The following is a 21,977-nucleotide window of genomic DNA, read 5'->3' on the forward strand; positions in this document are numbered from 1 at the left end:
GAACAGCCCCGGGCACGGCCCGCAAGCGGACCAGGGCGGCCGGGCGGCGGCCCGCGAGCGGCCCCGGGACGGCCCGGGCGCGGCCCCCGACCGGACCGTCGCCGGGTCCGGGCTCAGCCGCGTTCGGCGCCGTCGCCCGGTACCGCCCAGGTGAAGCGGGGCGGGCGGCGCTCCAGGAAGGCGGCCACGCCCTCGGCGGTGTCGCCGCTGGCGAGTGCCTGCTCCGCCCAGTACGCGTCCCGGTCGGTGCGGCCGCCGGCGAACTCCTTGGCCGCCGCCTGGGTCAGCCGCGACCGGGCAGTGAGGCTCCGGGTGAACTCCGCGACCCGCTTCTCCAGCGACCCGGCCGGCAGCACCTCGTCCACCAGGCCGGTGCGCAGCGCCCGTTCCGTGTCCACCAGCTCGCCGGAGAAGAGCAGGTACTTGGCGGCCGACGGCCCCACCAGGGCCACCAGGCGCCGGGTGGAGGAGGCCGGGTAGACGATGCCCAGCTTGGCCGGGGTCACCCCGAAGAGGGCGCCCTCTTCCGCGAACCGCAGATCGCAGGCGGCGGCCAGCTGGCTGCCGCCGCCCACGCAGTGGCCCCGCACGGCGGCCAGGGTCGGCTTGGGGAAACCGGCCAGCGCCTCCTCGGCCCGTACCGCGAGCGACTGCTGCTCGTCCCCGGGTTCGCGCAGCGTGGAGATGTCCGCCCCGGCGCAGAAGGTGGTCCCCGCCCCGGTCAGTACCAGCGCCCGCACCTCCCGGTCGGCGGCGAGCCCGGCGAGCAGCCCGGGCAGCGCCCGCCACATGGCGGCGGTCATGGCGTTCCGCTTGGCCGGATTGCTGATGACGACGGTGGCGACTCCATCCGTGACGGAGTGCTGCAACTGCGGCTCCATGCGCCGGATGCTATCCGCCCGGGCCGATCGTACGATCAAGAAGGGGTGCCGCCGCCGCGCGGAGACCGCGGCCCGGCGGCCCGCACGGACCACTGCCAGGAAGTGAGACACGCTCATGGCCGACCCCACCCCCGATCCCTCCCGGCACCCCGCCCCCGGCGCCGCGCCCGGCCCCGAGGGACCCGCCGGACCCGGTCCGGTCGCCGACGAGACGCCCGCCGCCCCCGGCCGGGGCGCCCCGGCCGGCCCCCGGGCGGAGAGCGGCAGGCTCCGGCGGAGCTTCGGTGTGCTCGCCCTGCTCGGCGCGATCCTGGTCCTCGGCGGGCTGATCGGCCTCGTCTACACCGGCGTCGCCACCCTCACCTCCATGATCCTCTTCGGCTGGCTGCTGCTGATCGGCGGCGTCGTCGGGCTGGTGCACGCCGTGCAGTCGCGGGGCGAGGGCTATTTCTGGCTGGCCGTGGTGGTCGCGGCGCTGAACATCGCCGCCGGCGTCGTGGTGATCCGGCACCCCGTGGAGTCGGCCGAGGCGCTGACCATGTTCGCCGCCCTGCTCTTCCTCACCGGCGGGGTCTTCCGGCTGGTCGGCAGCGTGGTGGTGCGCGGGCCGCAGTTCGGCTGGACTCTGCTCCAGGGCGCCTTCGGGCTGCTGCTGGGCGTGCTGGTGCTCGCCGAGTGGCCGGGCAGCAGCCTCTACGTCCTGGGCACCTTCTTCTCGCTCGCCCTGCTCTTCGACGGTCTCGGGCTCATCGCCACCGGCGTGGGCGGCCGGCGGATCGTCAGCCTGGTCGCGGGGGAGCAGGGCGAGCCGGGGGAGCGCCACGGACGGCGAAAGCACGGCACGGCGGCGACGAAAGCAGCGACTCGACGGTCGAAGAAATGATTCTGCCGAAAGAAAGCGGTCGCGATCCGTCGATGTGAGTCCACTTGTGTTCACCCGCCCGGCCGGGCCCCACCGGGGCCAAGACTCGGACCGTGACGACAGTCGACCGGCCCGATGAGTCCGGTGCCACCGATGACAGTGACGACCCCGACAGCGCCGGCCACGACACCGCCGGACCCCCCGCGCCGCCCCCGCGTCCGCCCGCACCCACGCCCCCGCCCGTGCCTCCGCCTCCGCCCGTGCCCCGGCCCTCGCCTCCGCCCGCGCCTCCGCCGCCGGTGGCCGCCGTCCCCCCGGGTGCCGCCTCCGGGGCGCCCGCCTACGCCACCGCCTGGCGCTTCACCGCCCCGGCCGTGGAGATCACCGTGCCCCGGATCCGGCACGCCGTGCGCGACCTGCTGGAACGCCAGGGCGTACCGGTCCCGGACGACACCGCGCAAGGGCTGCTGGTGATCCTCTCGGAGCTGGTCACCAATGCCGTACGGCATGCCGCCCTGCTCTCCCCCGAGGTCGGCGTGGAGGTGGCCCTGGGGGAGCGGTGGGTGCGGGTGGCCGTGGAGGACGACCACCCCTACCGGCCCACCGCCCTGGAGGCGGACGAGGACCGGACCGGCGGCCGGGGGCTGCTGCTGGTCCGTGAGATCACCCGCGAGGCGGGCGGGGCGTACGACGTCGAGCACACCGCCGGCGGCGGCAAGGTCGTCTGGGCGGCCCTGCCGCTCACCCCCGTCCCGCACGCGCTCACCAGCCCCCGGTCTCCCCGGTCAGCTCCCTGATCGCCGGCCGCGCGGCGTCCAGCACCGTCATGAACCATGCCGAGAACGGCGCCGACGCGTGCCGCTCGGTCAGCTCCCGGGCCGTCACGAACGCCGTCTCGGCCACCTCGCCGGGGTCCGGCAGCGGTGCCGACCGCACCAGGCCGACGAAGAGATGGTTGAACTCCTGCTCCACCAGGCCCGAGTCGGGGTCCGGATGGTTGTAGCGGACCGTGCCCGCCTCGGCGAGCAGCGACGGCGAGACGTTCAGCTCCTCGTGGGTCCGCCGCGCCGCGGCGGCGAACGGCGACTCACCCGGGTACGGATGGCCGCAGCAGGTGTTGGACCAGACTCCGGGGGAGTGGTATTTGCCCAGGGCGCGGCGCTGGAGGAGCAGCCGGCCCTCCTGGTCGAAGAGGAAGACGGAGAACGCCCGGTGCAGCTGCCCGGGCGCCTGATGGGCGGCCAGCTTCTCGGCCGTGCCGATGGTGACGCCCTGTTCGTCGACGAGTTCGAGCATGATCGACTGATCCACGCCGTGCGTACCGTCCGTGCCCCCGGTGCCGCTCGGGCCGCCGGCGGGGGCGTGCGGCGAGCCGTCGGACGAGCTGTGCGGCGCGGTGGCTGGTGTGATCGGCATGACCGTCCTTCGCTTCGGTTCCCGGACCCGTTGGGGCACGCCCAGTCTGCCGTACAAAAGCCTTTTGTCGGCACACGACGGCCCGCGCCCCCCTCGTACCGGTCCGCCGCCCCGCCGGACACGTCCGGGAGCGGACCCGCGGGCGGCGCCGGCGCGTACCCGACCGGGCGCCCCGGGCGCGTACGGGGGTCTGGGGCGGGCACCGGGCGCGAGCCGGACCGGGTACCTCCGGCACGCACGGCACGCACGCCGGGCCGGGCGGCCGGGCTCAGTGGCAGAGGCGGGCCTCGTGCGCCGCGTGGCCGCCGGGTTCCAGCTGGAAGGTGCAGTGCCCGACGTCGAAGTGGTCGCCCAGGCAGCCCTGGAGCTCGTGCAGCATCTTCTCGTGCCCCACCGAGTCCAGTGCCTCCTGGTCCACCACCACATGGGCGGAGAGCACCGGCATGCCGGAGGTGATCGTCCAGGCGTGCAGGTCGTGCACGTCCGCCACCCCGGGCAGGGCCAGGATGTGGGCCCGGACCTCGGCCATGTCCACGCCCTTGGGGGCCGCCTCCAGCAGCACGTCGACCGTCTCGCGCAGCAGCTTGACGGTACGCGGCACGATCATCAGCCCGATCACCAGGGAGGCGATCGGGTCCGCCGCCTGCCAGCCGGTGAGCAGAATGATCCCGGCGGCGATCAGCACCGTCACCGAGCCCAGCGCGTCGGCCAGCACCTCCAGATAGGCGCCGCGCACATTGAGGCTCTCCCGCTGCCCCCGCACCAGCAGGGCGAGCGACACCATGTTGGCCACCAGGCCGAAGAGGGCGAAGGCGATGGCCAGGCCGCCCCGGGTGCCGGCGGGGGTGATGAACCGCTCCACCGCCTCGTAGAGCAGGAAGCCGCCCACCCCGAGCAGCAGCAGACAGTTGGCGAGCGCCGCCAGGATCTCGGCCCGGGCGTAGCCGAAGGTCCGGTTCCCGGTGGCGGGGCGACCGGCGAAGTGGATCGCCAGCAGCGCCATGGCGAGGCCCAGCGCGTCGGTGGCCATGTGCGCCGCGTCCGCGATCAGCGCCAGTGAGTCGGAGACGATGCCGCCGACGATCTCGACCACCATCACGAGGAGGGTGATCGACAGCGCGATGCGCAGCCGTCCCTTGTATCCGGCCGCCGCGGTGCCCGCCGGCGGCGGGCCGGCGTGCGTGTGGCCGTGGTCGTGTCCTGCCCCCATCGGGACGCCTCCCGGTCGTCGTCAGCGGTCAGCGGTCAGCGGTCAGCGGTCAGCGGTCAGTGGCGGGCCGGCGGCCGGCTCCGGACCGAGGTCGGCCGCGCAGCCGGTCACCGGCGGCCGCCGGTATCCGTTCCGAGACGGCAGTCAACTACGGGGCAGGGGTATCCGCAACACGGCAGTGAACACCGTTGTCATATGCTCTGACCTGCGGTTATGTCCGCTGGTCAGAGATCCGTGAGAGTGGTTCGGAGATTCGCCGGAGCGGATCAGAGATCCACGCGCGTCTCCGCCGGGTCCCCCGCCGAGGCATCCGCGCGCGTCTCCGCCGAGGTGTCCGCCGAACTGTTCGCGCGCGTCTCGGCCGAGCCCGCTGCCGAGCTGTCCGCCCGCGTACCGGCCGGTCCGCCACCGGCCACCTCCGGGTGGTGCAGGCACCAGCCCTCCCAGGCCGACTCCACCATCTCCCGCACGCCCCGCCGGGCCGTCCAGCCCAGCTCACCGGCGATCCGGTCCACCGCCGCCACCGCCCGCGCGGCGTCGCCGGGGCGGCGCGGCTCCACCACCGGCGCCGGGCCCCGGCCGGTCACCTCCGCGATCAGTTCGCCCAGCTCCCGCACCGAGACGCCCTCGCCCCGGCCGACGTTCAGCGTGAGGTCGCCGCCCGGAGGCGTGGCGGCCAGCCGGCGGGCGACGGCGAGATGGGCGTCGGCCACGTCCGCGACATGGATGTAGTCCCGGACACAGGTGCCGTCCGGGGTCGGATAGTCGTCCCCGAAGATCCGCGGCGCCTCGCCCCGGGTGAGCCGGTCGAAGAACATCGGGACGATGTTGAAGACCCCGGTGTCGGCCAGCTCCGGCCGCGCCGCCCCCGCCACGTTGAAGTACCGCAGACAGGCGGTGGCGATCCCGTGGGCCCGGCCGGCGGCCCGGACCAGCCACTCGCCGGTGAGCTTGGTCTCGCCGTACGGGTTGATGGGAGCGGTCGGGACGTCCTCACCGATCAGCTCCGCGTCCGGGACCCCGTAGACGGCGGCCGAGGAGGAGAAGAGGAACCGCCGCACCCCGGCGGCCACCACCGCCTCCAGCAGTACGGAGAGCCCGTGGACGTTCTCCCGGTAGTAGTACAGCGGCCGCTCGACCGATTCCCCGACCTGCTTCCGGGCCGCGAGGTGCACCACCCCGGTGACCCGGTGCTCCGCCAGGACGCGGTCCAGCAGCTCCCGGTCGGCCACCGGGCCCCGCACCAGCGGAACGCCGGCCGGCAGCCGCGCGGCCACCCCGGACGACAGCTCGTCCAGCACCACGACCGGCTCGCCCGCCCCGGTCATGGCGTGCGCCACATGGGCACCGATGTATCCCGCTCCGCCAGTGATCAGCCATGTCATGACGGGAAGCCTATGCCCTCGCCCGCGCGCCCCCGGCCTGCGGTTTGTCGCCCGGACCGCCGAGCCGCCATGATGATCCCCACCGGCCGGGCGACCCGGGCGGGCGCGGCCGGGGCGACCCGGCGCCGGGGGAGCCGTCCGGTTTCCGCGAAGCGGGCCCGGCGGCCCGTACCGCGCGGGCGGCGGGGACCCGGCCGTTCTCCGGCGGCCCTCCGGGCCGTTCGGCCTCGGTGAACTCGTGCCCGCGTCCATCCGATAGCCTCTGCCGACGTGCCGCCGCCCCCGACACCGGGCCGAGCGCGGCACAGCCGCCCCCGTCCGTGCCACCGCCCCCGTCCGAGCCCCGCCCCCCCGGCCGTGCCGCCCGCCCGGTCCGTGCCCGTCCGCGCCAAGGAGTGAGTTCGTCTGTCGACCGCCATCCTCACCGGTCCTCCGGTACCCGGATCGCCGCTCGAAGGCGATCTGCGGTCGCTGGGCTTCGACGTACGGGTCGCCGCCGCTCCGGCGGAGACGGCCGCGCTGCTGGCCGCCGTCCCGGCCGCCGAGCGCGTGGCCGTCGTGGACCCGCGCTTCGTCGGCCATCCGCACGCGCTGCGGCTGGCGCTGACGGACCCCCGCTTCCCGGCCGGCGCGGTCCCCGGCGCGCTCACCGCCCAGCCGGAGGCCCGCCCCGCGCTGGCCCGGGCGCTGGCCGGGACCGCCGCCCCGGCGACGGCCGCCCTCACCGCCGCCGGCACCGTCACGGCCGGCACCGCGCCGGGCGCTCCCGGCGCCTCGGCCACGCGGACCCCGGGCGCCCCCGGCGCCAAGGCCCCGGCCACCCCGGCGGCCCCCGCCCCGGAGGCACCGGCGGGCACGCTCACCACGGACGCCCCCGCCGCGCGAACACCGGCCGGCGCCACCCCGGACGCCCTCGCCGCGCAGGCCCCGGCCGACCCGGACCGCCCGCAGGCCCCGGCCGGGACGACCGCCCCGGCCCGCCCGGAGGCGCCCGCCACCGAAGCCCCCGCCGCCCCGGAGCCCACCGCCGTCCCGGCCCCGCACGAAGGCGCCGGGACGACCACCGCCCCCGGGACGACCACCGCCCCCGGGACGACCACCGCCCCCGCGACGGCGGAGTCCGCCGGCGTCCTCCCCGACGCCCTGGCGGCCGCGCTGGACGCCGACGGAGTGGCGGTGCACCGCCCCGAGCTGGGCACCCTGGTCGCCGCCGTGCCCACCGATCCGCAGGCCCGCAAGGAGACCCGGGACGCCGTCGCGGCCGTGGACGACGAGGCCGTACGGCTCCGCTCCGCCGTGAAGGCCCGGGACGGCTTCTTCACCACCTTCTGCATCAGCCCCTACTCGCGGTACCTGGCCCGCTGGTGCGCCCGCCGGGGGTTCACGCCCAACCAGGTCACCACCGCCTCGCTGCTCACCGCGCTGATCGCGGCCGGCTGCGCGGCCACCGGCACCCGGGGCGGCTTCGTCGTCGCCGGTCTGCTGCTCCTGTTCTCCTTCGTCCTGGACTGCACCGACGGGCAGCTCGCCCGCTACTCGCTCCAGTACTCCACGCTCGGCGCCTGGCTGGACGCCACCTTCGACCGGGCCAAGGAGTACGCGTACTACGCGGGACTCGCCCTCGGCGCGGCGCGCGGCGGCGACGACGTGTGGGCGCTGGCGCTGGGCGCGATGGTGCTCCAGACCTGCCGCCATGTGGTCGACTTCGCCTTCACCGAGGCCAATCACGACGCCACCGCCAACACCAGCCCCACCGCCGCCCTCTCCGACCGGCTGGACAGCCGCGGCTGGACGGTCTGGGCGCGCCGGATGATAGTCCTGCCGATCGGTGAGCGCTGGGCCATGATCGCCGTGCTCACCGCGGTCACCACCCCCCGGATCGTCTTCTGGGCGCTGCTCGCCGGCTGCGCCTTCGCCGCCTGCTACACCACCGCCGGACGGCTGCTCCGCTCGCTCACCCGCAGGGCCCGCCGCACCGACCGGGCCGCCCGCGCCCTCGCCGACCTGGCCGACTCCGGGCCGCTCGCCCTCGCCTGCGCCACCGCGTTCCGGCGGTTCGCCCGCGGGCTGCCCGCCGCCGGGCCCCTCGCCGCCGCGCTCGCCGGTGGCGCGGCGGTCGTCGCCACCGCCGCCCTCGCCCCGGTCGCCGCCCCCTGGACCGCCCTCGCCGCCCTGGTCTACGCCGCCACCTCTGGGCTGGCCGTCGCCCGGCCGCTGAAGGGCGCCGTGGACTGGCTGGTCCCGCCCGTCTTCCGCGCCGCCGAGTATCTGACGGTGCTGATCCTCGCCGCCCGCTCGGACGTCCCCGGAGCCCTTCCGGCGGCATTCGGCCTGGTGGCGGCGGTCGCCTACCATCACTACGACACGGTGTACCGCATCCGCGGCGGCACCGGCGCGCCGCCCGCCTGGCTGGTGCGGGCGACCGGCGGGCACGAGGGCCGCACGCTGGTGGTCGCGGTCGCTGCCGCCCTCCTGGTGGCGCACGGCACCGGCCTCACCCTCGCGCTCACCGTCCTCGCGGTGGCCGTGGCGCTCGTCGTGCTCATGGAGTCCATCCGCTTCTGGGTGTCCTCCGGAGCACCCGCAGTACATGACGAAGGAGAACCCGCATGATCGGCCTCGTACTGGCAGCCGGTGCCGGACGGCGTCTTCGCCCCTACACCGACACGCTCCCGAAGGCCCTCGTGCCGGTCGACGGCGACACCACGGTCCTCGACCTGACCCTGCGCAACTTCGCGGAGGTCGGGCTCACCGAGGCGGCGATCGTGGTCGGCTACCGCAAGGAGGCGGTCGAGGAGCGCCGGGCCGCCCTGGAGTCCGCGTACGGGCTGAAGCTGACCCTGATCGGGAACGACAAGGCCGAGGAGTGGAACAACGCCTACTCCCTCTGGTGCGCCCGTGAGGTACTGGGGGAGGGCGTGATCCTCGCCAACGGCGACACCGTGCACCCGGTCTCGGTGGAGAAGACCCTGCTCGCCGCGCGCGGTGAGGACCGCCGGATCGTCCTCGCCCTGGACACCGTCAAGCGCCTCGCGGACGAGGAGATGAAGGTCGTCGCCGGGGACACCGGCGTACGGCGGATCACCAAGCTGATGGATCCGGCCGAGGCCACCGGCGAGTACATCGGCGTCACCCTGATCGAGCCCGAGGCCGCCGCCCCGCTGGCCGACGCGCTGAAGGCCACCTTCGAGCGCGACCCCGACCTCTACTACGAGGACGGCTACCAGGAGCTGGTGAACCGGGGCTTCCGGATCGACGTGGCGCCCATCGGGGACGTGCCGTGGGTGGAGATCGACAACCACGACGACCTCGCGAAGGGCCGTGGGATCGCGTGCCTGTACTGACCCGTCTCATCCCCTCGCCGGTCGTCGTCGACATCCGCCGGGGCGCGCTGGACGACCTGGCCGGCCTCCTCGCCGACCAGCGGATCTCCGCCTCCGGCAAGCTCGCCGTGGCGATCAGCGGCGGCTCCGGCCGGGCGCTGCGCGAGCGGCTGGCCCCGCTGCTGCCGGACGCCACCTGGTGCGAGGTCGCGGACGGCACCATCGACTCCGCCGTACGGCTCGCCGACGCCATCCGGGGCAAGCGGTACGACGCCGTGGTGGGCCTCGGCGGCGGCAAGATCATCGACGTCACCAAGTACGCGGCGGCCCGGGTCGGGCTGCCGATGGTCGCCGTCGCCACCAATCTGTCGCACGACGGCATCTGCTCCCCGATCTCCACCCTGGACAACGACAACGGCCGCGGCTCCTACGGGGTGCCGTCCCCGATCGCCATCGTCATCGACCTGGACGTGATCCGCGAGGCCCCGCCCCGGTTCGTCCGCTCCGGCATCGGCGACGCCGTCTCCAACATCTCGGCCATCGCGGACTGGGAGCTCTCCCACCGGGAGACCGGCGAGCAGATGGACGGCCTGGCCGCCGCCATGGCCCGCTCGGCCGGCGAGTCCGTGCTCCGCCACCCGGGCACCGCCGGGGACGACGAGTTCCTCATCGTGCTGGCCGAGGCGCTGGTGCTGGGCGGCATCGCCATGTCCATCAGCGGCGACTCCCGGCCCTCCTCGGGCGCCTGCCACGAGATCAGCCACGCCTTCGACCTCCTCCACCCGGACCGCTGCGCCCTGCACGGCGAGCAGGTCGGCCTCGGTGCCGCCTTCGCCATGCATCTGCGCGGCGCCCGGGAACAGGCCGGGCTCTTCGCGGAGGTGCTCCGCCGGCACGGGCTGCCGGTGCTGCCCGGGGACATCGGGTTCACCGCCGAGGAGTTCGTCCGGGCCGTGGAGTACGCCCCGCAGACCCGGCCGGGCCGCTTCACCATCCTGGAACACCTCGACCTGTCCACCGACCAGATCAGGGACGCGTACGCCGACTATGCCAAGACCATCCACAGCTGAACTCCGACCGGTGGTGCACCCGGCGGGGGTCAAGGACCGGCGCAGCGGGGAGCACTGGGGCGGACGCCTGTACATGCGGGAGATCTCGCTGCGCGTCACCCGGCTCCTGGTCACCACCCGGGTCACCCCCAACCAGCTCACCTATCTGATGACCCTGGCCGGGGTCCTCGCCGCGCCCGCGCTGCTGGTGCCGGGCGTCTGGGGCGCCGTGCTCGGCGTGGTCGCGGTCCAGCTCTATCTGCTGCTCGACTGCGTCGACGGCGAGGTGGCCCGCTGGAAGAAGCAGTTCTCGCTCTCCGGCGTCTATCTGGACCGGGTCGGCGCCTACCTCTGCGACGCCGCCGTGCTGGTCGGCTTCGGGCTGCGCGCCGCCGACCTCTGGGGCGGCGGCCGGATCGACTGGCTGTGGGCCTTCCTGGGCACCCTGGCCGCCGTCGGCGCCATGCTGATCAAGGCCGAGACCGACCTGGTCGGCGTCGCCCGGCACCAGGGCGGACTGCCGCCGGTCAAGGACGCCGCCGCCGAGCCGCGCTCCTCCGGCATGGCGCTCGCCCGCCGGGCCGCCGCCGCGCTCAAGTTCCACCGGCTGGTCCTCGGCATCGAGGCGTCCCTGCTCATCCTGGTGCTGGCGGTGCTCGACGCGGTCCGCGGCGACCTGTTCTTCTCCCGTCTCGGCGTCGCCGTCCTGGCCGGCATCGCCCTGCTCCAGACCCTGCTGCACCTGGTGTCGATCCTGGTCTCCAGCAGGCTGAGGTGATCCCGTCATGACAGCGAACAAGAAGCCCGCCGCGCCCGCCCGGCCGTTCCGGCTGGGCGCCGTGATCATCACCATGGGCAACCGCCCCGACGACCTGCGGGCGCTGCTCGACTCGGTCGCCCGGCAGGAGGGCGACCCGGTGGAGGTCGTGGTGGTCGGCAACGGCGCCCCGGTCACCGGCGTCCCCGAGGGCGTCCGCACCGTCGACCTGCCGGAGAACCTCGGCATCCCCGGCGGGCGGAACGCCGGCATCGAGGCGTTCGGCCCCGGCGGCACCGAGGTGGACGGGCTGCTCTTCCTGGACGACGACGGGCTGCTGCCGCACAAGGACACCGCCGAGCTGGTCCGCCGGGCGTTCACCGGGGACCCGGAGCTGGGCATCATCAGCTTCCGGATCGCGGACCCGGACACCGGGCTGACCCAGCGCCGGCACGTGCCCCGGCTGCGCGCCGCCGACCCGATGCGCTCCTCCCGGGTCACCACCTTCCTGGGCGGCGCCAACGCCGTGCGCACCCGGGTCTTCGCGGAGGTCGGCGGACTGCCGGACGCGTTCTTCTACGCGCACGAGGAGACCGACCTCGCCTGGCGGGCGCTGGACGCCGGCTGGCTGATCGACTACCGCGCCGACATGGTGCTGTACCACCCGACGACGCCGCCGTCCCGGCACGCCACCTACCACCACAACGTGGCCCGCAACCGGGTCTGGCTGGCCCGGCGGAACCTGCCCGCGCCACTGGTCCCGGTCTACCTGGGCGTCTGGCTGCTGCTCACGCTCGCCCGCCGTCCCTCCGGAGCGGCCCTCAAGGCGTGGCTGGGCGGCTTCCGGGAGGGCTGGTCGGTGCCGTGCGGCCCCCGGCGCCCGATGCGGTGGCGCACGGTCTGGCGGATGACCCGGCTGGGCCGGCCGCCCGTCGTCTGACAGTCTCGGACCGTCCACCCCGTCGGCACCGAAGCCGTAGCCGGTGCCGAAGCCGACACCGGAGCCGACACCGACACCGCCAGGACGGTCGTCGCCCGACAGCCGGTCCGGGGCCGTTTCACGGCGCCGGACCGGCTGTCGGGCGACGCACCGGGCCCCACGCCCTCCGTGCCCCGGACGGACCGTCCGCCGTCCGGGGCACGCCACCACTGCCGCGCCCCCGAACACGGAAGCCCCGACTTGTGAGTGACACCACCCCGCACGGCGCCACCGCGGTGAGCAGCCCGCCGCCGGCCGCCGACGACTTCCTGAGCCCGGCCGAGCTCGCCGCCAGGCACGGCCTCTCGGTCAGCGGCGCCCGGCCCGGCCTGGCCGAGTACGTCCGGCAGCTCTGGGGACGCCGCCACTTCATCCTGTCCTTCTCGCAGGCGAAGCTGACCTCCCAGTACAGCCAGGCCAAGCTGGGCCAGCTCTGGCAGGTGGCCACCCCGCTGCTGAACGCCGCCGTCTACTACATGATCTTCGGCCTGATCCTGAACTCGGGCCGGGGCATGAGCCGGGAGGTCTTCGTTCCCTTCCTGGTCACCGGCGTCTTCGTGTTCACCTTCACCCAGACCTCGGTCACCGCAGGCGTCCGGGCCATCTCGGGCAACCTCGGGCTGGTGCGGGCGCTGCACTTCCCGCGCGCCTCGCTGCCGATCTCGTTCGCCCTCCAGCAGCTCCAGCAACTGCTCTTCTCGATGCTGGTCCTCTTCATCGTGGCGGTGTCGTTCGGCAGCTACCCCGGGCTGAGCTGGCTGCTGATCGTGCCCGCGCTGGCGCTCCAGTTCGTCTTCAACACCGGCGTCGCGCTGATCATGGCCCGGCTGGGCAGCAACACCCCGGACCTGGCCCAGCTGATGCCGTTCATCATGCGGACCTGGATGTACGCCTCCGGTGTCATGTTCTCCATCCGGGTCATGCTGAAGGACGCGCCGTCCTGGATCGCCGACCTCCTCATGTACAACCCGGCGGCGATCTTCATGGATCTGATCCGGTTCGCGCTCATCGACGGGTACGGCGCCGAGAACCTGCCCGCGCACGTCTGGCTCGCCGCCCTGCTCTGGGCCGTGCTCGCCGGCGTCGTCGGGTTCGTGTACTTCTGGAAGGCGGAGGAGCGGTACGGCCGTGGCTGAGACAGCGAAGATCCCCCAGAGCGCCTCCGGTACGGAGCGCGTCCCCACCGTGATCGCCGACGATGTGCACATCGTCTACCGGGTGCACGGCGGCAGCGGCGGCAAGGGCAGCGCCACCGCGGCGCTGAGCCGGATCCTCCGCGGTGACAAGGGGGAGTCCCGGGGCGTCCGCAAGGTGCACGCGGTACGGGGCGTCTCCTTCACCGCGTACCGGGGCGAGGCCATCGGCCTGATCGGCACCAACGGCTCCGGCAAGTCCACCCTGCTGCGCGCCATCGCGGGGCTGCTGCCCACCGAGAGCGGCCGGGTCTACACCGACGGCCAGCCCTCGCTGCTGGGGGTGAACGCGGCGCTGATGGGCGATCTGACCGGCGAGCGCAATGTCATCCTCGGCGGCCTGGCGATGGGCATGTCCCGCGAGGAGGTCCGGGAGCGCTACCAGGACATCGTCGACTTCTCCGGGATCAACGAGAAGGGCGACTTCATCACCCTGCCCATGCGCACCTACTCCTCCGGCATGGGCGCCCGGCTGCGGTTCGCCATCGCGGCGGCCAAGGACCACGACGTGCTGATGATCGACGAGGCGCTGGCCACCGGCGACCGCAAGTTCCAGATCCGCTCCGAGGAGCGCATCCGGGAGTTGCGCAAGGAGGCGGGCACGGTCTTCCTGGTCAGCCACAGCAACGCCTCCATCCGGGACACCTGCGACCGCACGCTCTGGCTGGAGAAGGGCGAGCTGCTGATGGACGGCCCCACCGACGAGGTGCTCCGGGCGTACGAGAAGGAGACCGGCCGCTAGCCGTCGGTCCGTCCGGGTCCGCCGGCCGTACCGGGTCCGCCGATCCGCACCGGGCCCGCCGGTCCGGTCACCGGTGACGGCCCGGCGCTCCGGCCCCGTCCTGGTCCCGGGTGTACCGGTCACGCCCCCCGAGCCGGTTCCGGGTGGCGCGGCACCGGAGCCGTACCGGTCGAGACACCGGACCCGTACCGAGGGATCCGGTGGGGCCGGGAACCCCGCACCCCCTCCCGCGCGTTCCGGTAGCGCGGCCCTCGTCCCGAGGGCCCCGTCTGTCACATCCGCCTCGCGTGTCTCGCCGGGCCGAGGGGGAATGGGGACGGGGACGGAGCCGACGGCCGCGGGGCCGGCCGCGCGGAGGACCCCGCCCGGGAAGCGGTGCGTTGTACAACGTAAGCTGTGCCGGTGCCGATTCATGACAACTGGGGAGATAACGCCCGGCGGGACCGTCCCGCGCGGGAGCACTCCCCTCCGGGTAAACCGGCGGCGTGTCCGAAATGGGTAGTTTTGAGTCGGCGGTGTAGAACGGGAGATATGACGGCAATCATGGGAAATCTCCGCTTCCGCGCACCTCTCGCCGTCCCCGGAGCGGACCGCCGGCCGTGACGATCACCCGGCAGCCGCCCTCCGACGCCCCCGGCGCCGCGCTCACCGCCCGCGCCACGCTGGACAAGGCCACCGAAGAGAACTTCCCGGTGGCCCCCTTCTTCCTGCCCCGGGCCTGGCGCGACGATCTGATGGCGGTGTACGGCTTCGCCCGGCTGGTGGACGACATCGGCGACGGCGACCTCGCCCCCGGCGGCGCCGACGCCCGATATCTGGGCGTCACCCCCGAGGACGCCGACGACCGGCTCGCCCTGCTCGACGCCTTCGAGGCCGATCTGCGCCGGGTCTTCGACTCCACGCCCGCCCATCCGCTGCTCCGCGCCCTGGCCCCCACCGTGCGCCGCCGCGCGCTCGACCCCGAGCCGTTCCTCGGGCTGATCCGGGCCAACCGCCAGGACCAGAGGGTGCGCCGCTACGAGACGTACGAGGAACTCCTCGGGTACTGCCGGCTCTCGGCCGACCCGGTGGGGCGCCTGGTGCTCGCGGTCACCGGCACCAGCACCCCCGAGCGGGTCCGCCGCTCCGACGCCGTGTGCACCGCGCTGCAGATCGTGGAGCACCTCCAGGACGTCGCCGAGGACCTGGCCCGCGACCGTATCTACCTGCCCGCCGAGGACCTGCGGCGGTTCCGCGTCACCGAGGACGACCTGGCCCGGCCCAGCGCGGGCGCCTCGGTCCGCGCGCTCGTCGCCTTCGAGGCCGAGCGCGCCCGGGAACTGCTGGCGGACGGCGTCCCGCTGGTCGCGAGCGTCCCCGGGCGGCTGCGGCTGCTGCTGGCCGGCTTCGTGGCCGGCGGGCTCGCCGCGCTCGACGCCATCCGGGACGCCCACTACGACGTCCTGCCCGGCCCGCCCAGGGCCACCGGAACGAACCTGGCGCGACGCGCGGCCGGGGTGCTGCGCCGTGCGCGCGGAGAGGGGTGAGCGGAAGCGTGGAGGGACCGACGACGGAGGTGGCCGCGCCGGTGCGCGCCGCCTACGCGTACTGCGAGGCCGTCACCGGGCAGCAGGCCCGGAACTTCGCCTATGGCATCCGGCTGCTGCCCACCGCCAAGCGGCAGGCGATGTCCGCGCTGTACGCGTTCTCCCGCCGGGTGGACGACATCGGGGACGGCGCCCTGGAGCCCGGCGAGAAGAAGGAGCGGCTCGACGGCGCCCGGGAGGTGCTGGGCCGGATCCGGCGCGGCGCCGTGGCCGAGGACGACACCGACCCGGTGGCCGTGGCGCTCGCCGACGCGGCCCGCCGCTTCCCGCTGCCGCTCGGCGGGCTCGACGAGCTGATCGACGGCGTGCTGATGGACGTGCGCGGCGAGACCTACGAGACCTGGGACGACCTCGCCGTCTACTGCCGGTGCGTGGCCGGTGCCATCGGCCGGCTCTCGCTGGGCGTCTTCGGTACGGCCCCGGGGGCGCCCGGCGCCGAGCGCGCCGCCGGGTACGCCGACACGCTGGGCCTGGCGCTCCAGCTCACCAACATCCTCCGGGACCTCCGGGAGGACGCGCTGAACGGCCGGGTCTACCTGCCCGCCGAGGATCTCGCCGCCCATGGCTGCGCCGACGGCTTCCGCTCCCCGGTCCCGCCGCCGGGCGCGGACTTCGCCGGTCTGGTCCGCTTCGAGGTGCGGCGGGCCCGGGCGCTGTTCGCCGAGGGCTACCGGCTGCTGCCGCTGCTCGACCGGCGCAGCGGCGCCTGTGTGGCCGCCATGGCCGGCATCTACCGCCGGCTGCTGGACCGGATCGAGGCCGACCCCGCCGCCGTGCTGCGCGGCCGGGTCTCGCTGCCAGGCCGGGAGAAGGCGTACGTCGCGGTGCGCGGACTGGCCGGTCTGGACGCCCGTACCGCCCGGGCCACCGCCGGTCTTGTCCGCCAGTACGACGGGGGGCGCGCCTGATGGACGCGTACCCGCGCACGTCCCGGGAGGCGGCATGACCGACGCGCACCGCCGCCCCGGGGACGCCGTCGTGGTCGGCGGCGGGCTCGCCGGGATCACCGCCGCCCTCCGGCTCGCCGAGGCCGGCACCCGGGTCACCCTGCTGGAGGGACGCCCCCGCCTGGGTGGCCTCGCCTTCTCCTTCCGGCGCGGCGACCTCACCGTCGACAACGGCCAGCACGTCCATCTGCGCTGCTGCACCGCCTACCGCTGGTTCCTGGAGCGGATCGGCGGCACCGCTCTCGCGCCGCTCCAGCCCCGGCTGGACGTCCCCGTCCTGGACGTGGGCCGGCCGGCCGGGCCCCGCCTGGGCCGGCTGCGGCGCACCGCCCTGCCGGTCCCGCTCCACCTGGCCGGCAGCCTGGCCGGCTATCCGCACCTCTCGCTCACCGAGCGGGCCGCCGTGGTGCGGGCGGCGCTCGCCCTGAACCGGCTCGACCCCACCGACCCCGCCCTGGACCGGGAGGACTTCGCCGGCTGGCTGGCCCGGCACGGCCAGTCCCCGCGCGCCGTCGCCGCGCTCTGGGACCTGGTCGGCGTCGCCACCCTCAACGCCACCGCGCCCGAGGTCTCCCTGGGCCTGGCCGCCATGGTCTTCAAGACCGGGCTGCTCTCCGAACCCGGCGCCGCCGACATCGGCTGGGCCCGGGTGCCGCTCGGTGAGCTGCACGACACCCGGGCCCGTGCCGCGCTGACCGCGCTGGGCGTCCGGATCGAGACCCGGGCCAAGGCCGAGTCGCTCACCCGCACCCCGGACGGACGGTGGCGGGTGGCCCACGCGGGCGGCGCCCTCGACACGGACGCCGTCGTCCTCGCCGTACCGCAGCGCGAGACGTACGAGCTGCTGCCGGACGGCGCGCTGCCCGACCCCGGGCGGCTGCTGGAGATCGGCACCGCGCCGATCCTCAACGTCCATGTCCTGTACGACCGCAGGGTGCTGCGCCGGCCGTTCTTCGCCGCGCTCGGCTCCCCGGTCCAGTGGGTCTTCGACCGGACCGACGCCTCCGGCTACCGGGGCGGCCAGTATCTGGCGCTCTCCCAGTCGGCCGCCGGAGCGGAGATCGACACGCCCGTCGCCGAGCTGCGCGCCCGCTATCTGCCCGAGCTGGAACGGCTGCTGCCCGCCGCGCGCGGCGCCGGGGTGCGGGACTTCTTCGTCACCCGGGAACGGACCGCCACCTTCGCCCCGGCGCCCGGTGTCGGACGGCTGCGCCCCGGCGCCCGCACCCGCGTCCCCGGCCTCAGCCTGGCCGGCGCGTGGACCGCCACCGGCTGGCCCGCGACCATGGAGGGCGCCGTCCGCAGCGGCTTCGCCGCCGCCGACGCCGCGCTGCACGCACTCCGCCACCCCCGGAACCATCCGGTCGAGGAGGCGGCATGAGCCTGAGTACTGGAACAAGAGGAGAAACCGTGCCGACTGTGCCCCCGGTGAGCCCGGCCGCCGACACCGCCGACACCCACGCGGCCGACGGCGTGGACGTCGGCGCGCTGCTGGAGCGGGGACGGACCCTGTCCACCCCGGTACTGCGCGCCGCCGTGGACCGGCTCGCGTCGCCCATGGACACCGTCGCCGCGTACCACTTCGGCTGGATCGACGCCCAGGGACGCCCGTCCGACGCCGACGGCGGCAAGGCCGTCCGCCCGGCTCTCGCGCTGCTCTCGGCCGAGGCCGCCGGGGCGGCCCCCGAGGTCGGGGTGCCCGGCGCCGTCGCGGTGGAGCTGGTGCACAACTTCTCGCTCCTCCACGACGACCTGATGGACGGTGACGAGCAGCGCCGCCACCGGGACACCGTGTGGAAGGTGCACGGCCCGGCGCAGGCGATCCTGGTCGGGGACGCGCTCTTCGCGCTGGCCAACGAGGTCCTGCTGGAGATCGGCACCGTCGAGGCCGGCCGCGCCACCCGCCGGCTCACCACCGCCAGCCGCCGGCTCATCGACGGCCAGGCCCAGGACATCTCCTACGAGCACCGCGAGCGGGTCACCGTCGAGGAGTGCCTGGAGATGGAGGGCAACAAGACCGGCGCCCTGCTCGCCTGCGCCGTCTCCATCGGCGCCGTCCTCGGCGGCGCCGACGACCGCACGGCCGACACCCTGGAGGCGTACGGCTACCACCTCGGCCTCGCCTTCCAGGCGGTGGACGACCTGCTGGGCATCTGGGGCGACCCGGAGTCCACCGGCAAGCAGACCTGGAGCGACCTGCGCCAGCGGAAGAAGTCGCTGCCGGTGGTCGCCGCGCTCGCGGACGGCGGCGAGGCCGGCCGCCGGCTGGGCGAACTGCTCGCGGCGGACGCCAAGAGCAATGACTTCGACAGCTTCTCCGAGGAGGAGTTCGCCCTGCGCGCCGCCCTCATCGAAGAGGCCGGCGGCCGGGAGTGGACCTCCCAGGAGGCCCGCCGCCAGCACGCCGTCGCCGTGGAGGCGCTGGACGACGTGGACCTGCCCGCCCGGGTGCGCGCACAGCTCGTCGCCCTGGCCGACTTCGTCGTGGTGCGCCGGCGGTGAACCCCGGCACCATGGTTTCCGGCCGTCAGTCCGCCGTGACGGCGGCCCGGCGGGCGCTCGCCGTTCGCTCCATACCGGTGCCCTCCGGGGGCTGATCACCTCAGTTCCCCGGAGGCAGCCGTCGCCGGCCGGTGCCCCGACGCACCGGCCGACGGCTCTCGCAGCCGCAGCAGCCGACCGCACCGAGGGGAAGCCATGACAGCGACGACCGACGGGACCGGGGCCGGCGGGCCCCGCACCGGCTCGGCCACCGGGACGACGGACGAGAAGGCCAGAACGGCCGGCCCGGCCGGCACGGGCAGGGGGAAGGCGAAGGGCGCGAGAGGCGCCGGGGGCGGGCGGAGCCCGGTCGCCGCCGGCCCGGCCGGGGGGACGCGGGACGCGACCGGACCGGCGGGCGTCGCCGCTCCGGCCGGGGAGGCGGAGAGACCGGTGGGTGCCACCGTCCGCGCGGGCACCACCGCCGTCCGGGCCCTCGGGACCATCGCCGGAGCGGGCACGGACACGGACATGGACGCGGCGCCGGAGTCGGATTCCGGGGCCGCCGCACTCCGCGAGGCGGCCGAGCGGGCCGCCGGACGCTCCGTCGCCCACCTCCTCGCCCGCCAGGACGCCGAGGGCTGGTGGAAGGGCGACCTGGAGACCAATGTCACCATGGACGCCGAAGACCTGATGCTCCGGCAGTTCCTCGGCGTCCAGGACCGGACCGTCACCCGGGCCGCCGCCCGGCACATCCGCTCCGGACAGCTGCCGGACGGGCCCTGGGCCACCTTCCACGGCGGCCCCGGCGACCTCTCCGCCACCGTCGAGGCGTATGTGGCGCTGCGGCTGGCCGGAGACGCCCCGGACGAGCCGCACATGGCGCGCGCCGCCGCCTGGATCCGGGAGCGGGGCGGGATCGCCGCCACCCGGGTCTTCACCCGCATCTGGCTGGCCCTCTTCGGCTGGTGGAAGTGGGACGACCTGCCCGAGCTGCCGCCCGAACTCATCTTCCTGCCGCCGTGGTTCCCGCTCAACATCTACGACTTCGGCTGCTGGGCCCGCCAGACGATCGTGCCGCTCACCATCGTCTCCGCCGAACGCCCGGTCCACCCGGCCCCGTTCGCCCTGGACGAGCTGCACACCGACCCCGCGCACCCGGTACCGCCCCGGCGTTCCGCTCCGGTCACCACCTGGGACGGGGTCTTCCGGCGGCTCGACCGGGCGCTGCGCGCCTACCGCCGGATCGCCCCGCGCCGGCTGCGCCGGGCCGCGATGAACGCCGCCGCCCGCTGGATCGTGGAGCGCCAGGAGAACGACGGCTGCTGGGGCGGAATCCAGCCGCCCGCCGTCTACTCGCTGATCGCCCTGCGGCTGCTCGGCTACGACCTCGGACACCCCGTGATGCGGGCGGGCCTGGAGTCGCTGGACCGGTTCGCCGTCTGGCGCCCGGACGGCAGCCGGATGGTGGAAGCCTGCCAGTCGCCGGTCTGGGACACCGGACTGGCCGTCATCGCCCTCGCCGACGCCGGGGTGCGCCCCGACCACCCGGCCCTGGTCCGCGCCGCCGACTGGCTGCTGGGGGAGGAGATCGTCCGCCCCGGGGACTGGGCCGTGCGCCGCCCCGGACTCACCCCCGGCGGCTGGGCGTTCGAGTTCCACAACGACACCTACCCGGACATCGACGACACCGCCGAGGTCATCCTGGCGCTGCGCCGGGTGCTGCACCCGGACCCCGCCCAGGTGGAGGCGGCGGTGCGGCGCGGCGCCCGGTGGACGGCCGGGATGCAGTCCTCCTGCGGGGGCTGGGGCGCCTTCGACGCCGACAACACCGGCACCCTGCCCAACCGGCTGCCGTTCTGCGACTTCGGCGAGGTGATCGACCCGCCGTCCGCCGATGTCACCGCGCATGTGCTGGAGATGCTGGCGTACGAGGGCAAGGCCCGCCATCCGCGCGCCCGCCGGGCGGTGGACTGGCTGCTGGACCACCAGGAGGACAGCGGCGCCTGGTTCGGCCGCTGGGGCGTCAACTACGTCTACGGCACCGGCTCGGTGGTGCCCGCGCTGGTCGCCGCCGGGCTGCCCGTCTCGCACCCGGCGATCCGGCGGGCGGCCGGCTGGCTGCGGTCGGTGCAGAACGAGGACGGCGGCTGGGGCGAGGATCTGCGCTCCTACCGGGACCGGAGCCGGGCCGGGCGCGGCACCTCCACCGCCTCCCAGACCGCCTGGGCGCTGCTGGCCCTGCTGGCCGGCGGGGAGCGGGACTCCGAAGCGGTGGCGCGCGGGATCGGCTGGCTGGTGGAACGGCAGCGCGAGGACGGCTCCTGGGACGAGCCGGAGTTCACCGGCACCGGCTTCCCCTGGGACTTCTCCCTCAACTACCACCTGTACCGGCAGGTGTTCCCGCTCACCGCGCTCGGCCGGTACGTCAACGGGGAAACCGGGGCGGCCGTCCTGCCGGGTGCCGCCGCCTCCGGCGCGCCGGCCGTCCGGGCCGCGGCCGGGACGGGCCGGTGACGGGAGGCCCGGACGGCCCCGTACCGCCGCTGCTGATCGCCTGCGCGCTCGGCATCGAACGGCTGGCGCTGCGCGGGGCCGGGCGGGGCGCCGACGCGCCCGGCCCGGTCACCGTGGTGCGCACCGGCATGGGTCCGGCCGCCGCCGGGCGCGCGGTCGCCGGGGCACTGGCCGCGCCGGGACTGGCGGGCGCCGCGGTGCTCGCCGCCGGCTTCTGCGCCGGGCTCGCCCCGGGCATGCACCCCGGCGACCTGGTGGTGGCCGGGGAGACCCGGGGTCCGGACGGGACCACCCGGTGCACCGGCACCGGGCCCCTGGCCGACGCGCTGCGCCGGACGGTGCCGGGGCGGACCGTCCACACCGGTCCGCTGACCGGCTCCGACCACGTGGTGCGCGGCCAGGAGCGGGCCGCGCTGCGGGCCACCGGGGCGATCGCCGTGGACATGGAGTCCGCCGCCACCCTCCGTGCCGCGCTGACCGCCGGGGAGCGCCCGGTTGCGGCCGTCCGGGTGATCGTGGACGCTCCCGAACATGAGCTGGTCCGTATCGGGACGGTAAGAGGAGGAATATCGGCGTTCCGGGTTCTTCGTGCCGTGCTCCCCGCTCTCCATGAATGGCACCGCTTCTCCCTGCTCCCCAGGAGGTGAGC

Annotated in this window: 19 protein-coding genes; 15 read left to right on the forward strand and 4 right to left on the reverse strand. The window is 75.1% G+C overall.

From position 1 onward, the window contains the following. Positions 1 to 113: 113 nt before the first annotated feature. Complete coding sequence (locus NX801_RS20590) at positions 114 to 881, reverse strand: enoyl-CoA hydratase/isomerase family protein (protein WP_258789274.1); 768 nt, start codon at positions 879 to 881, stop codon at positions 114 to 116. A gap of 115 nt (positions 882 to 996) precedes the next feature. On the opposite strand from NX801_RS20590, the gene NX801_RS20595 reads away from it, so the two are divergent. Next, the gene (locus NX801_RS20595) at positions 997 to 1,764 is read left to right on the forward strand and encodes an HdeD family acid-resistance protein (protein WP_258789275.1); all 768 of its coding nucleotides are present in this window, start codon (positions 997 to 999) and stop codon (positions 1,762 to 1,764) included. Between the two features lie 278 nt (positions 1,765 to 2,042). Continuing rightward, positions 2,043 to 2,540, forward strand: a complete 498-nt coding sequence (locus NX801_RS20600; protein WP_258789276.1) for an ATP-binding protein — start codon at positions 2,043 to 2,045, stop codon at positions 2,538 to 2,540. Here the strand turns inward: NX801_RS20600 and idi are convergent. The 3 genes from idi to galE all read right to left on the reverse strand — a co-directional run bounded on the left by idi (position 2,506) and on the right by galE (position 5,754). Beyond that, complete coding sequence (gene idi, locus NX801_RS20605; RefSeq protein ID WP_258789277.1) at positions 2,506 to 3,159, reverse strand: isopentenyl-diphosphate Delta-isomerase; 654 nt, start codon at positions 3,157 to 3,159, stop codon at positions 2,506 to 2,508. The genes NX801_RS20600 and idi overlap by 35 nt on opposite strands. A gap of 268 nt (positions 3,160 to 3,427) precedes the next feature. Then, positions 3,428 to 4,369, reverse strand: coding sequence for a cation diffusion facilitator family transporter (locus tag NX801_RS20610; protein ID WP_258789278.1), 942 nt, complete (start codon positions 4,367 to 4,369; stop codon positions 3,428 to 3,430). Between the two features lie 266 nt (positions 4,370 to 4,635). Then, a complete protein-coding gene (gene galE / locus NX801_RS20615; RefSeq protein WP_258789279.1) occupies positions 4,636 to 5,754 on the reverse strand; it encodes a UDP-glucose 4-epimerase GalE in 1,119 nt (372 codons plus the stop codon). A 405-nt stretch (positions 5,755 to 6,159) separates the two neighbouring features. On the opposite strand from galE, the gene NX801_RS20620 reads away from it, so the two are divergent. The 13 genes from NX801_RS20620 (at position 6,160) to NX801_RS20680 (ending at position 21,975) form a co-directional block, all read left to right on the forward strand. Next, the gene (locus NX801_RS20620) at positions 6,160 to 8,367 is read left to right on the forward strand and encodes a DUF5941 domain-containing protein (protein WP_258789326.1); all 2,208 of its coding nucleotides are present in this window, start codon (positions 6,160 to 6,162) and stop codon (positions 8,365 to 8,367) included. Beyond that, complete coding sequence (locus NX801_RS20625; protein ID WP_258789280.1) at positions 8,364 to 9,098, forward strand: phosphocholine cytidylyltransferase family protein; 735 nt, start codon at positions 8,364 to 8,366, stop codon at positions 9,096 to 9,098. The genes NX801_RS20620 and NX801_RS20625 overlap by 4 nt, the downstream gene beginning before the upstream one ends. Next, entirely contained in the window at positions 9,086 to 10,147 is a 1,062-nt protein-coding gene (locus tag NX801_RS20630) for an iron-containing alcohol dehydrogenase family protein (protein WP_258789281.1), read from the forward strand. Before NX801_RS20625 ends, NX801_RS20630 begins: the two co-directional genes overlap by 13 nt. Beyond that, a complete protein-coding gene (locus NX801_RS20635) occupies positions 10,125 to 10,904 on the forward strand; it encodes a CDP-alcohol phosphatidyltransferase family protein (RefSeq protein WP_258789282.1) in 780 nt (259 codons plus the stop codon). Before NX801_RS20630 ends, NX801_RS20635 begins: the two co-directional genes overlap by 23 nt. A gap of 7 nt (positions 10,905 to 10,911) precedes the next feature. Continuing rightward, positions 10,912 to 11,823: a glycosyltransferase family 2 protein gene (locus NX801_RS20640; protein ID WP_258789283.1), complete on the forward strand. Its 912-nt coding sequence runs from the start codon at positions 10,912 to 10,914 to the stop codon at positions 11,821 to 11,823. Positions 11,824 to 12,065: 242 nt separating this feature from the next. Then, complete coding sequence (locus NX801_RS20645; protein ID WP_258789284.1) at positions 12,066 to 12,998, forward strand: ABC transporter permease; 933 nt, start codon at positions 12,066 to 12,068, stop codon at positions 12,996 to 12,998. After that, positions 12,991 to 13,797 carry an ABC transporter ATP-binding protein gene (locus NX801_RS20650; protein WP_258789285.1) on the forward strand — a complete coding sequence of 269 codons (807 nt, stop codon included), beginning with the start codon at positions 12,991 to 12,993 and terminating at the stop codon, positions 13,795 to 13,797. The genes NX801_RS20645 and NX801_RS20650 overlap by 8 nt, the downstream gene beginning before the upstream one ends. Positions 13,798 to 14,396: 599 nt before the next feature. Then, the gene (gene hpnC / locus NX801_RS20655; protein WP_258789286.1) at positions 14,397 to 15,323 is read left to right on the forward strand and encodes a squalene synthase HpnC; all 927 of its coding nucleotides are present in this window, start codon (positions 14,397 to 14,399) and stop codon (positions 15,321 to 15,323) included. Next, positions 15,320 to 16,291, forward strand: a complete 972-nt coding sequence (gene hpnD / locus NX801_RS20660; protein ID WP_258789287.1) for a presqualene diphosphate synthase HpnD — start codon at positions 15,320 to 15,322, stop codon at positions 16,289 to 16,291. Before hpnC ends, hpnD begins: the two co-directional genes overlap by 4 nt. Positions 16,292 to 16,325: 34 nt before the next feature. Next, a complete protein-coding gene (gene hpnE, locus NX801_RS20665; protein WP_258789288.1) occupies positions 16,326 to 17,711 on the forward strand; it encodes a hydroxysqualene dehydroxylase HpnE in 1,386 nt (461 codons plus the stop codon). Continuing rightward, complete coding sequence (locus NX801_RS20670) at positions 17,708 to 18,832, forward strand: polyprenyl synthetase family protein (protein WP_258789289.1); 1,125 nt, start codon at positions 17,708 to 17,710, stop codon at positions 18,830 to 18,832. Before hpnE ends, NX801_RS20670 begins: the two co-directional genes overlap by 4 nt. Before the next feature lie 432 nt (positions 18,833 to 19,264). Next, positions 19,265 to 21,328, forward strand: coding sequence for a squalene--hopene cyclase (shc, locus tag NX801_RS20675; protein WP_428986189.1), 2,064 nt, complete (start codon positions 19,265 to 19,267; stop codon positions 21,326 to 21,328). Beyond that, complete coding sequence (locus NX801_RS20680; RefSeq protein ID WP_258789290.1) at positions 21,325 to 21,975, forward strand: phosphorylase family protein; 651 nt, start codon at positions 21,325 to 21,327, stop codon at positions 21,973 to 21,975. The genes shc and NX801_RS20680 overlap by 4 nt, the downstream gene beginning before the upstream one ends. The last annotated feature ends 2 nt before the right edge of the window (positions 21,976 to 21,977 follow it).

Source organism: Streptomyces pyxinae (assembly GCF_024756275.1).
GTDB lineage: Bacteria > Actinomycetota > Actinomycetes > Streptomycetales > Streptomycetaceae > Streptomyces > Streptomyces pyxinae.